The organism is Cellulomonas endometrii, assembly GCF_949769265.1.
GTDB classification, from domain to species: Bacteria; Actinomycetota; Actinomycetes; order Actinomycetales; family Cellulomonadaceae; genus Cellulomonas; species Cellulomonas endometrii.
In genome coordinates, this window is the sequence record NZ_CATKPC010000002.1 from 64204 (window position 1) to 75424 (window position 11221).

Below are 11221 nucleotides of genomic sequence, written 5' to 3' on the forward strand. Positions count from 1 at the left end.
GTGGGCCTTCTGGCGTACCAAAGGTGGAAGCCATGACGGCGCTCGTTGTGTACGAGTCGATGTTCGGCAGCACTATGGCGGTTGCTGAAGCCATCGCCGCAGGGCTGCGCGAGACGCTGCTGGTTCGCACCGTGGAAGTAGGGGAGCTGGCTTCCGAGACTGGTGGCATGTCCGTAGACCCTGACGTTCGACTGCTCGTCGTCGGAGGACCAACACACGCGTTCGGCATGAGCACGTCAGCAACTCGCGCATCAGCTACGAGAGAGTCCCGAGCGCGCCTCGTCTCCTCACAGATCGGGATCCGGGAGTGGCTCGACGGGTTGCGTATGCCCGCGCGCCCACCACTCGTGGCGGCGTTCGACACGAGGATCGACCGGCCGGGCATGACAGGGTCCGCAGCGCGCGCGGCTCAGCACCTACTCGAGCGGTACGGATCTAGTTCCGCCGTCCCGGCACGGTCATTCATGGTGCAGGGCATGTCTGGCGGGCTGGTCGAGGGCCAACTTGGCGAGGCGCGGGAATGGGGCCGCACGCTCGCGGAGGCGGTGATGACCCGAGACTGATCGCCACAAGTCGTTAGCCCAGTTTGCGCGTGCATGGAAACAGCGCGTACTAGCGTGGCGACCGGTCGCTGCGATTCGAGATCGGGATAGCAAAGGGCGCTGGCGAGGTGCTTGATCTCGGCCCGGGTGCGAGGGCCGTCCGGTCCCTGATCCGGAAGCGAGTTTGTACACCGTGCGGTTCCCGTCGCACAGGACGCAGATCTCGGTGACCGTTCTGGGCCGCCCTAGTCGAAGCTGCGCCGTGCTAGCCGGACGCGGACATGGCACGCTTGACGTGCACAGTCAGAACCAGCGTCGGAGTGTGAGCGATGGGTCAGCCGAACAAGCGGGTCGTGCAGCGTCGGGACGACGGCGACTGGGAGGTTAGGGCTCCCGGAGCGAAGCGTGCGTCAGCCGTGACGTCCACTCAGGCGGACGGCATCGACCGCGCTCGCACCATCCTTGGTAACGACCGCGGTGGTGAGCTTCAGGTGCGCGGGCGGGACGGCACCATCCGCAAGCAGGACACGATCGCTCCGGGCAACGACCCGAAGAGCTCGAAGGGCTGATCTTCGTCCGAGCCGGGACTGATTGCCGGTTCGCGTGCATCAGGCGTCCGCTTAGTCGAGCGTTCCTATGCTCGAGAGTGGTCGCTCCTGGACCGCCGGCTATCGCTGATCTCTGACTACTCTCCCGACCAGTCCGGCGGCCTGTCGCGCTCGCCGGCCGAGAGGCCGCGGGCGGCGGCAAGCGCACTCGCGCGCAGCAGCGGCTCGACGCGAGTGACGGGCAAGCCGTCCGCGGGTAAGAGCATGCCGATTGCTGCTACGACTCGCCTGTCCCGGTCCCGAACGGGCACGCCAACGGACACCACAGGAGACGTCGGCCGTCGAACTACTGCGATGTCCGTCCTCCGCACCTCCGCGACCTGGGCTCGCACGTCCGCTGCGGACGGCCGCGGGCACTCGTAGAGCGGCCAGCGATAGGTGCCGCGCTCAAGCATCGACTCCATGAGGCTGGCGCCTGCCGCGGCGAGAAGCACCATGCCGGCTGCCGTCGGCACCAAGGGGATGTGCCCACCAAGGTGGTAGTAGATGGGCAGCGGCTCGCGACCGTCGCGGCGGTCGAGGACGAGGGCCTCTTCGCCGTCACGGACCACGAGCTGCACGTGCTGCCGGGTCACGGAGACCAGGTCGTCGAGTAGCGGCGCGATCGCTCCGCGCAGTGACACCGTCGGCTCGGCGAGAGAGGCAAGTTCCCAAAGGCGCAACCCCACGCCGAACGCGCCGTTGCCCTCACGGACCAGCAGTCCGAGCTCGACCAGCTGTCCCGCGAGACGGCTCGCGGTGCTCAGCGGAAGGTCGGCCCGGGACGCCATCTGCCCGAGCGTCAGGTGCCGGTGTTCGGCGTCGAACGCCTCAAGCAGGCGCACGGCGCGCCGCAGCACGGCCTCACCGTGAGGTGGGCGCCGCCCGCGCGGCGCGTCGGCGTGCACAGTTTCGGGCTCTCCCACGTGCCACCTCCTGGGCGCGGCTGGGACTTCTTCCGCTCAATGGAACCGGCGCAGCGCCGGGTCTGTCCACCCGCGCACCCTCGTCATCGGGAGCCTCTCCCGGCCGCGGCGGCCGACCGTCGCGCTGTCAGTCGACGAAGGAGTCGCCGTGCACGATCTCGAAGCGCAGCCCACGGCTGCGCCGCTTCCCGTCCCCACCGGGCCTGCCGTCTCCGCGCCTGCTGCTACGGCACCCGCCGCCCCGGGCCGGACGGGTGCGCTGTTCCACACGTTGCTGGCGGTCGGCGCGTTCTCGGTGAACGCCGCTCTGCTGACGGCCACGATCCTGACGCTCTCGCTCAAGGCTGCCGCGATCGACCCCGCCAGGGCGACGACGATCCTGTCCGTCACCGCCACCGTCGGCGCGGTGTTCACGATCGTCGGCTACCCGCTGGTCGGCCGGCTGAGCGACCGGACCACCGGCCGGTTCGGACGGCGACGGCCGTACCTCGTGGGCGGTGCGGTCCTGATCGCCGCGGGCGCTGGGCTCATGGTGCAGGCCGCGTCGACGCCGGTGCTCGTGGCAGCTCATGCGCTGCTCAGCACGGGCTATGTCACGTCGCTGGTCGCGGCGTCCGCCCTGGTGCCCGACCAGGTCCCTGCTGAGCGGCGCGGTCCGTCCTCGACCATCGTCGGGCTGAGCACGCCGATCGGCGCACTGCTCGGCCTGTTCATCGCCCAGCTCGTGCAGCCGAACCTGACCGCGATGATCCTGCTGCCGGCGGGCCTTGGCGTGCTGGGCAGCCTGGCACTGGCCCTGGGCGTGCAGGACGCACCGCTCGCGCCCGAGAAGCGCCCCGCCTTCGCGGCGCGCGACCTGGTCGGCACGTACTGGGTGAACCCGCTGCGTGCACCGGCGTTCGCCTGGGCGTGGACGAGCCGGATCCTCATCTTTCTCGGCGTGTCCGCGGTCAACGCCTACCAGGCGTTCTACCTGATCATGGTCCAGCACATCGACCCGGCCGAGGTCGCGGGCCGCATCTTCCTTGCGACGCTGCTGCTGACCGGTGCCTCGCTCGCGGTCGCACCGCTCGCGGCCCGGATCTCGGACCGCACCGGGCGACGCAAGCCGTTCGTGCTGGCCGCCGCCGTCGTCTTCGCGGCGGGCCTCGCACTGGTGACCACGGCCGGGTCCTTCGCCGCGTTCCTCGTCGCCGTCACCGTGATGGGCGTCGGCCAGGGCGTCTACCTCGCCGTGGACTTCGCACTGGTCACCCAGGTGCTGCCCGACCCGGAGAACCCAGCCAAGGACCTCGGGCTGATGAACCTCGCGAACACCCTGCCGTCGTCGATCGTCCCCGCGGTCGCACCCGCCCTGCTCGCGATCGGCGCGGGGGCCGGCGAGCAGAACTTCACCGCGCTGTTCGGGTTCGGTGCGATCGCGGCCGTGCTCGGCGCGCTCGCCATCCTGCCGATCCGCGGCGCCCGCTGACCCCGTCCCCCTCCCCGAGGAGCAAACCATGCCCCACCTATCCCGCGACGTTCCTCTGGGGCGCTGCCAGCCGGCCACCAGGTCGACGGGCACGACGACGCGAGCGACACGTCGTTCCTCGAGCGGGTCGAGCCGACCGTGTTCGCCGAGCCCAGCGGTGCCGCGTGCCGCAGCTGGGAGCTGTGGCCCCGGGACCTTGACCTGGTCGCGGCGATGGGCCTGACCTCGTACCGCTTCTCCGTCGAGTGGGCCCGCGTCGAGCCGGAGGACGGCGTGGTCGACGCCGCAGGGCTTGCCCACTACGACGCGATGGTCGACGGCTGCCTGGCCCGCGGGCTGGCGCCCGCCGTCACGCTGAACCACTTCACCTCGCCGCACTGGTTCGCGCGCACGGGCGGCTGGCTGCACCCCGACGCACCGGCGCGGTTCGCCGACCAGTGCGCCCGGGTGATGCACCGCATCGGGGACCGCGTGGCGTTCGCCGTCACGCTGAACGAGCCCAACCTCCCCGCCACCCTGGAGTGGGGCGGTCTGCCGGAGTTCGTGGTCGACCTCCAGCGGGAGACCCTCGCCGCCGCCTCCCGTGCCGCGGGCGTCCCGCGGTTCCGGGCGGCGAACGTCGTGGTCCCGGAGGAGCGCCGGGCGATCGAGGACGGCCTGGCCCGGGGGCACGCCGCCGCCCGGGACGCCGTCCGCGCCGCGGCGCCCGGCGTCCCCGTCGGGCTGTCGCTCGCGGTGATCGACGACGTCGCGCTGGACGACGAGGGCGCCGCCCTGCGGGACCGCAAGCGCGCGGACTGCTACGAGCGGTGGTTCGACGTCGTGCAGGACGACGACCTGATCGGCGTGCAGAACTACGAGCAGATGGCGTACGACCGCACCGGGGTGGTCCACGCAGCGGAGTCGGGCGTGGTGAACCAGATGGGCACCCCCGTGGTCCCGGACTCGCTCGGCGGGGCGGTGCGGTACGTGCACGCGGCGACCGGCCTCCCCGTGGCGGTCACCGAGCACGGCATCGCCACCCAGGACGACGCCGTGCGCGCTGCGTTCCTGCCCGCGGCGCTCGAGAGCCTGGACGCCGCGGTGGCGGACGGTGTCCCCGTTCTCGGGTACTACCACTGGACCCTGCTCGACAACTTCGAGTGGATCTTCGGGTACCGCTACCAGCTGGGCCTCCACACGGTCGACCGTGCGACAGGCGAACGTCACGCGAAGCCGAGTGCGGGCGTTCTCGCGGAGGCGGTCGCCCGGCGACGAGCCACTGTCCCCGTCGGTTAGACCCGGGCGTCGACCCCACGAACGGTCCTGTGTAACCGGTACATCCTCCGGTCGGTGCCTCAGTGTGTCGCCGACCGGAGGTGCCGCCCTGGCACAGAACGATCCACCATCTGACAGCGCAACTACGCCGTCGTGTCGATGGGCTGTCAACCGGCAGTGGGCTCCGGGGTGCGGGGTACGAGCGACTGCAGGACCGTCGCCGCGACGTCCGACAAGGCCACGCTGCGGCTGGCGGCGCCGCTGCGCAGGAGTTCGAGCGCGGTGGCCGCATCACACCGGCTGGTTGCCATCACAACGCCAATCGCATGATCGATAGACCGCTGCGCCCGCATCGCGCTCTCCAGCTCCGCGCGCTGGCTCTGAGCGTCTCCGAGGCTTTGGCACAGGTCGAGCACGCGGGCGACTTGCTGGGCGTACATGTCGGCGCGCACCACGTCGTCGCGGTGCCAGGGCCCGATGTCTGTGCGGTAGACGTTGACGGCGACGGCGCCGCCGTGCTGGGTGTGCCCGGGGAACGCGCCCGCGGACAGGAACCCGGCTGCCTTCGTGGTGCGGGTCCACGCCGGCCATCGCTCCTCGAACCGGATGTCGTCCACGGACACGACCTGACGGGACAGCATCGCGTCCAAGCATGGGCCGAGACCTGACGACACCTCGATGTCATCGCACGCCGCGGATAACGCGTCACTGCTCGCCGTGCGGCGGGGACGCCCCTCCAGCTCCATCGTGATGGAGCAGGACGACTCCCATCCCAAGGTCGCAGCGGCGTGCATGGCGAAGTCGGTGAGCTGCTGGTCGACGAGGCGGATCATGATCTGGTTCCCCGGGTCCTGGGGGTTGCGGTCCATGCCGGCCGCCTCTCCGACCCGAAGGTCGCTAGACCTCGATCCTGCCACGACCCAGCGCAGCACTCGCCGCGCGCTACAACAGCGGCGTGATGTCGCCCAGCACCCAGGTGCGGTCGAAGTACGGCTGCAGCGGTCCGTAGAAGCGGAAGTAGGCGAACCAGTGCCGGCCGGGGACCGTGGGGACCCAGTTGGACTCACGGCCCTCGGGCGGCTCCGGCGCGAAGATGAGTTCCACCGAGCCGTCGTCGTTCGTCTCGAGCGCGTCGCGTGACCCGCGGTCCCCGCGCTCGTACGGCGTGTCGACGAGGCACCGGGTGGTGGCGTCGTAGACCGTGCACGACCAGAAGAGCTTCGCGGGGACGTCGGCCGGCACGTGCAGCGTGTAGGTGCGCGCACCGGACAGCCACTCGCCGTCGGACCCGGTGTACGTGCTGAGGTACGCCTGGCCCATCCCGGGCGTCCGGCTCTTCATCGCCTCGGAGAAGCTCACCGCCTCGTAGAACCAGGACGCGCGCTCGAACAGCTCGTCGTACCCGTCGCCGCGTTGCGCGGAGCTCGACAGGGCGACGGTGGTGTCCCAGAGACGGTCCGGCCAGTGACGGGACCCGAGGAACCGCTTGGCGAAGGTGTTGGCCTGGGCCATGAGCTCGCCGGCGACGGCTCCCTGCTTGAGCAGCGCGCGCGTGCGGTCGTCCGGTGCGAATGGCTTGCCCCGCTCGATGCCGAACTGCCGGAGCATGGCGAGGAAGAAGCGGTCACGCTCGTCGACGACCTCGTCCTGGTAGACCGCGTGCAGGGTGCGCCAGTAGGCCAGGCCCCGGGGATGGTCGCCGGTCCACGGACGGCCCTCGGGTGCGACGAGCCGCGTCGGCCGCGGGTCGTCCCGCCGCGCGTACGGGAACACGCGGACCGCCTCCACGAGTGCGCGGGACCGGTCCGGGTCGGGGTCGAGCGTGCGGAAGCCGAACATGATGTGCACGCCGGTCGATCGCAGGACCCGGTACTCCTCGGTGCCGGCCGGCGGTTCGGTCCCGGGTGCGAGGACGAGCGCCCGCCCTCCGGCCCCGGCATCGGGGCCCATCTCGCCCATCACCGCGATCTCGCGCTGCCAGAAGTCGGACACCCCGCCGGCCGTCGGTCCCGGGGGCAGCTCGATCACGAGCGGGCCGGTCCGGGACAGGTCGAAGAAGTTCAGGACGTACGGCGTCGTCGCGTTCGCCGTGATGAGCCCGAGCTTGTCCCGGTAGGACCGGTAGACCACGAGGTCGGTGTCGGTCGCGCCGAACACGTCCCGGTGCTGCGCCGACCACTGCGCGTACGACACGATCGGCAACGCCCACAGGTAGGCCACGGTCGCCACGTGGTAGTCCAGCTCGTCGAACACCGTGTCGAGGTCGTCCCGTGCGGGCAGCTCGCCGTCGCGACGTACGTCGCCCAGCCGTCCGGGCAGGTCGTACCGGTCCATGGGCACCTCCGTCGTCGGCAGCGGGCGGACGATCGAAGAAGCGTGCGCCCCTGCGAGAACCTCGCTTGGAACGACCCTGTCCCAGGGCGCGGTGGAAGTCCTCGCCCGCAGGGGATGAACTACGTGGCCAAACCGGCGTTCGACCTCGCGTGAGGCGCACGCAGTGGACAACCCCCGTGCGTCGAATTTCGCTGCCTGCGTGCCACACTCTGGCGTGCTCACATCTCACAATGCGCGAGTGCTCCTCGTAGAGGACGACCCGGGCGACCGGCTGCTGGTGGAAGAGGTGTTCGACGAGAACGGTGTCTCCGGGAATCTCACGTCAGTTGAGGACGGTTCCCTGGCGCTCGACTTCCTGCACCGCCGCGGTGACTACGTCACCGCTGCCCGGCCGGATCTCATCCTCCTGGACTTGAACCTGCCCAAGGTGAACGGAAGAGAAGTGCTGGAGCAGATCAAGAGCGATCCGGAGCTGACACCGATACCTGTGATTGTGCTGACGACGTCCGCGGCAGAGGAGGACGTGATCCGCGCCTATGCCTCGCAGGCCAGCGCGTATGTGACCAAGCCGCTCAACTGGGAGGAATTGAGCACCGCCGTGCGTCGCGTCGGGGAGTTCTACCTTGACGTCGCCCGCTTGCCCCATCGAGACAGCGCCTGACGATTGCGCGCGTCTCCGCCTCCTCGTGAGTGTCAGCGGGGCTCGACTTGGCCCAGAGGCGTGGGCACCGGCGGTCAGGCAACATGGGTTCGGTCCGTCGAGCTGCCGGCGGTCCCGGGCCTCCTGGAGTGGGCACACCCATGTCGCCTTCGAACATGACCTTGCTGGAGTTGCTGTCCGTGTCTGCGGCCACCCCGCTCGGCAACGGGCCGGCCTGGCAGCTTTGTGAAGCGGCTCGCCGGGTACTCGGCGCCGGGGGACTTTCGCTGTCGCTGGTCGCGCCAGCCGACCGCCCTCGACCCGTCGTCGCCACAACGGACGCCGTTGCCGCGGCGCTCGAGGACGCGGAGGCTCTGCTCGGCTGTGGCCCAGGGCATGTCGCTTCGACCGGTCGGCGCGTGCTCGTCACGCCCGCCACGGCGACACCCCCTTGGTCGAGCGCCGCGCTCGAGTTCGCGCACATCCGGGACCTGCCCTGGGTGCGAGCGGAACCGCTCGTAGGCCACGACACGCCGTTCGGAACCGTCCTCATCCACGCTCCCTGTCCTGAACCGGTCGAGGCGGCCGAACGGGTCAAGGATGTGGTCGGTTGCCTCGCGCTCGCCCTGCGGACGCGTCCGTCCGCGGCCTGGCTCGAACCCAGCTTTGCGAGCGTGTGCTCGACGAATCAAGCGATCGGGATTTTGATGGCCCGGTACAAGACGGATGCCGCCACCGCTCTCGCGGTGTTGCGCGCCTATGCCTTCAGGACCGGCGTACGACTGCGGCACGCGGCCGAAGCCGTCATCGGATCGGCCGACACGAACGCGGCCTAGAGCGCGTCGACGACGACACCTCCGTCGCTGCGTCGAGCACCCTCGCCCTGAGAAAGAAACACGGCGATCGGTGTCCCGGTTCACTCAGCAGCCTGCTCGAAGCGCACGTCGCCCCGGACTGCTGAGGCACGCAGGACGCTGGTAACCACCGCAGTCGCGTACGCCATGTCCAGCGGGTCACCGGTCACCCATCGCCGGTAGAACACAGGGCCGGCGAGTAGTTCCAGGACCAAGCCAGAGTCTGTGTCGGGTGGAAGCTCGCCCCGCCCTACCCAACGCTCGATCACATAGACGATCGCTCGGTGCCGAATATCCGCTTCCCGGCGGTGGAGCGCGGCGATCGCCGGGTCGCGCTCAGCCGCGTCGATGAGCGCAGGCATCAGGGACGACGCGGGCCCGGACGTCACCGCAGCGGTCAAACCGGCGACGAGCTGCAGCAGGTCCCCGTGCAAAGTTCCGGTGTCCGGAATGGGTGGCTCGACCAACGTGCTGGAGAACGCCGCCAGCAGCAGTGACGCTTGGTCGGGCCAATGGCGGTAGATGGTCGTCTTGGCAACGCCGGATCGCGACGCCACCGCCTCCATCGTGGTGCCGGCAACTCCGCGCTCCGCCAGCAGGTCGACGCAGGCCCGTAGGACTGCCGCACGTGAACGCTCGACCCGAGGGTCCTGGCGCTTACTGGGGTTGTGACTCACAAGGATCGGTTCCAGGTCCCGCGGTGGTCGTGCACGTACTGGCTCATCGTGCGGGCGGGTCGGCCGAGCAGACGTTCGATGGTCGGGTCGACCGTCGCGGCGTCGCCCCGTCTCAGACCCGTGTGCAGGAGCGTCTGAACGACGGCCTGGACCCACGGGCGGCCCTGATCGTGCACGTGCCGCAGGTAGCGCACCGCCGACGTCGGCTCGTACCGGATGGCTCGCCCGAGTTCGAGCGTCAGGATCGCGGCGACCTCGTCGAAGTTGATTGCCTGCGGGCCTGTGAGCGTGTACCCGACGCCGTGGTGCGCGTCCGGGTCCGCCAGGATGCCCGCTGCGACGTCCCCGATGTCGCGTACGTCGACGAACGCCGCCCGCCCCGTGCCGGCCGGCAGAAAGATCCGGTCGTCGGTCGCGATGTCGTCCTGGTAGGCGTCCGCGAGGTTCTGGGCGAAGAACCCGGGCCGCAGGATCGTCCACGACATCTCCGACCGCTGCAAATGCTGCTCGACACGGTGGTGCGGCACGACACGGTTGGTGTCTGCTCCGGTCACGGACGAGAACACGACGTGCCCGACGCGTTCCTTGGCGGCGACATCCAGCAACGCGTTCAGAGTGGGACCGACCCGGGCGATCGCGGGCGGCCGGACGAGGAACAGCGCGCCAGCACCTGCGACCGCGGCACTGAACGTGCGCGGGTCATGCAGGTCAAGGTGGACCGGCGTGGCGTCCGGGTGGCGGGCAGCGATCCGTTGCGGTGATGTGCCGGCGGCCCGCACCGGGATGCCGCGGCGTGACAACGACCTGACGACCGCACCGCCCAGATTGCCCCCTGCACCGACGACGAGAACAGGTCCGCTCACCGCAAGCCTCCCGTCGCCCCTAGGTAGACCAAGGACAGACCGTCCCGGCGCGCTGCGTCGCTGAGTTCCTCGTGGCTTGGTTCGCGCTCCACGTTGATTCGGATCCCCAGACGGCGAGCCGCACGCTTGCGACCGACCTCCCGGATCAGGGCGGCGTAGACCATCGCGACCTCGTCGGCGTCCTCGACGAGCTCCGCGGCCGCCGCCTGCCGTACACCCCGCAACGTGACCTCGACTTCATCTCGGTCACGCAGGTTCACCCGCCACTTCGCGTTCGTCAGCACGAGCAACCGCCCATCCTGCAGCGTGCGGTAGGCCACCGGGACGGTGATGAGGCGACCGCTGGTCCTGCCTGTGACATGGAGCAGGAGCAGGTTCCCGCCCAACGTACGCGACCGGGTTGGTGACGACAGCGCCCAGCGCATGAAGGCGTTGACGACATCGAATGGGGCACGCGGAGGTAGGACACGCTGCACTGCTCGGGGCTCGAGGTCCACGACGGCATCTTACGCTACGCGCCCGTAGCGTAAGTGCGTCCGGCGGGAATGGGCGGTGGCCCCGGGCAGATCGACACGGGCCCGGCGGGGTTGAGTGGTCGAAGGTCGCGGGACTCTGCCCGGCAGCTGGCACGCTGGAGTGCCACCGAAGTATGTGCACTAGACATACACCATGCGTGATGACAGTGGACCCGGACAGCCGGGCTCGTGGTGGGTTGCGGTCACCGTGCTCGCGTTCGGCGTCCTCGCGCTGTGGCTCGTGCTCTGCACCGTCGAATCGGATGAAAGGCGAGCTCGCGGTGATGTCGAGATGTGCGGCACGGGCAGCTCTGTCGCGGATGCGAGCCGCGACCGCAACCGCAGACAAGGCGCGTGACGTCCATCACTCCTACGGGTGAACGCCCAGTTCGTCTAGGTGCCAGCACCTCAGTCAGACGGGATCGGGGCGAATCGGACTCATGTACCGGGCATACACCGCCGATGATGTCGGCGACCGTCCGCCTGTACGCGAAATGAGCTAGCCCGTGCCGCGCCGCACTCTTTCGATGTCCGCTCGCCCGAGCAACGCACTGC

The 11221-nt window shown here is 69.8% G+C and carries 13 protein-coding genes; 7 read left to right on the top strand and 6 right to left on the bottom strand.

Annotation, left to right across the window (positions count from 1 at the left end; genetic code table 11):
• The first annotated feature begins 32 nt into the window (after positions 1-32).
• Complete coding sequence (locus tag QNH85_RS02775; RefSeq protein ID WP_282944447.1) at positions 33-563, top strand: flavodoxin family protein; 531 nt, start codon at positions 33-35, stop codon at positions 561-563.
• Between the two features lie 308 nt (positions 564-871).
• Positions 872-1111, top strand: coding sequence for a DUF2188 domain-containing protein (locus QNH85_RS02780; RefSeq protein ID WP_282944449.1), 240 nt, complete (start codon positions 872-874; stop codon positions 1109-1111).
• 116 nt (positions 1112-1227) lie between these two features.
• On the opposite strand, the gene QNH85_RS02785 is transcribed toward QNH85_RS02780, so the two are convergent.
• Complete coding sequence (locus tag QNH85_RS02785; protein ID WP_282944450.1) at positions 1228-1989, bottom strand: IclR family transcriptional regulator; 762 nt, start codon at positions 1987-1989, stop codon at positions 1228-1230.
• Between the two features lie 214 nt (positions 1990-2203).
• Between QNH85_RS02785 and QNH85_RS02790 the strand changes: the two genes are divergently transcribed.
• Both QNH85_RS02790 and QNH85_RS02795 read left to right on the top strand, forming a co-directional pair.
• A complete protein-coding gene (locus tag QNH85_RS02790) occupies positions 2204-3526 on the top strand; it encodes an MFS transporter (RefSeq protein ID WP_282944452.1) in 1323 nt (440 codons plus the stop codon).
• Between the two features lie 138 nt (positions 3527-3664).
• Positions 3665-4804 carry a family 1 glycosylhydrolase gene (locus QNH85_RS02795; RefSeq protein WP_282944454.1) on the top strand — a complete coding sequence of 380 codons (1140 nt, stop codon included), beginning with the start codon at positions 3665-3667 and terminating at the stop codon, positions 4802-4804.
• A 146-nt stretch (positions 4805-4950) separates the two neighbouring features.
• Here QNH85_RS02795 and QNH85_RS02800 read toward each other — a convergent pair whose 3' ends face one another.
• Positions 4951-5652, bottom strand: coding sequence for a GAF and ANTAR domain-containing protein (locus QNH85_RS02800; RefSeq protein WP_282944456.1), 702 nt, complete (start codon positions 5650-5652; stop codon positions 4951-4953).
• A 73-nt stretch (positions 5653-5725) separates the two neighbouring features.
• Positions 5726-7117: a DUF1254 domain-containing protein gene (locus tag QNH85_RS02805; protein WP_282944458.1), complete on the bottom strand. Its 1392-nt coding sequence runs from the start codon at positions 7115-7117 to the stop codon at positions 5726-5728.
• A gap of 238 nt (positions 7118-7355) precedes the next feature.
• On the opposite strand from QNH85_RS02805, the gene QNH85_RS02810 reads away from it, so the two are divergent.
• Positions 7356-7778: a response regulator gene (locus QNH85_RS02810; protein ID WP_282944459.1), complete on the top strand. Its 423-nt coding sequence runs from the start codon at positions 7356-7358 to the stop codon at positions 7776-7778.
• Positions 7779-7933: 155 nt separating this feature from the next.
• Entirely contained in the window at positions 7934-8593 is a 660-nt protein-coding gene (locus QNH85_RS02815; RefSeq protein WP_282944461.1) for an ANTAR domain-containing protein, read from the top strand.
• Between the two features lie 80 nt (positions 8594-8673).
• Here the strand turns inward: QNH85_RS02815 and QNH85_RS02820 are convergent, their stop codons facing one another.
• From QNH85_RS02820 to QNH85_RS02830, 3 genes are read right to left on the bottom strand one after another with little or no spacing between them, the layout of a single operon-like run.
• Complete coding sequence (locus QNH85_RS02820; RefSeq protein ID WP_282944463.1) at positions 8674-9288, bottom strand: TetR/AcrR family transcriptional regulator; 615 nt, start codon at positions 9286-9288, stop codon at positions 8674-8676.
• A complete protein-coding gene (locus tag QNH85_RS02825; RefSeq protein WP_282944465.1) occupies positions 9285-10151 on the bottom strand; it encodes an NmrA family NAD(P)-binding protein in 867 nt (288 codons plus the stop codon). Before QNH85_RS02825 ends, QNH85_RS02820 begins: the two co-directional genes overlap by 4 nt.
• Positions 10148-10648, bottom strand: coding sequence for a nitroreductase/quinone reductase family protein (locus QNH85_RS02830; RefSeq protein ID WP_282944467.1), 501 nt, complete (start codon positions 10646-10648; stop codon positions 10148-10150). The genes QNH85_RS02825 and QNH85_RS02830 overlap by 4 nt, the downstream gene beginning before the upstream one ends.
• A gap of 172 nt (positions 10649-10820) precedes the next feature.
• On the opposite strand from QNH85_RS02830, the gene QNH85_RS02835 reads away from it, so the two are divergent.
• Complete coding sequence (locus tag QNH85_RS02835) at positions 10821-11024, top strand: hypothetical protein (protein ID WP_282944469.1); 204 nt, start codon at positions 10821-10823, stop codon at positions 11022-11024.
• Positions 11025-11221 lie beyond the last annotated feature (197 nt).

Bases quoted from the DNA above. Each gene is read 5' to 3' on its own strand.
- QNH85_RS02775 (WP_282944447.1), top strand. From the start codon at position 33: ATGACGGCGCTCGTTGTGTACGAGTCGATGTTCGGCAGCACTATGGCG.
- QNH85_RS02780 (WP_282944449.1), top strand. From the start codon at position 872: ATGGGTCAGCCGAACAAGCGGGTCGTGCAGCGTCGGGACGACGGCGAC.
- QNH85_RS02800 (WP_282944456.1), bottom strand. From the start codon at position 5,652: ATGGACCGCAACCCCCAGGACCCGGGGAACCAGATCATGATCCGCCTC.
- QNH85_RS02805 (WP_282944458.1), bottom strand. From the start codon at position 7,117: ATGGACCGGTACGACCTGCCCGGACGGCTGGGCGACGTACGTCGCGAC.
- QNH85_RS02815 (WP_282944461.1), top strand. From the start codon at position 7,934: ATGACCTTGCTGGAGTTGCTGTCCGTGTCTGCGGCCACCCCGCTCGGC.
- QNH85_RS02835 (WP_282944469.1), top strand. From the start codon at position 10,821: ATGCGTGATGACAGTGGACCCGGACAGCCGGGCTCGTGGTGGGTTGCG.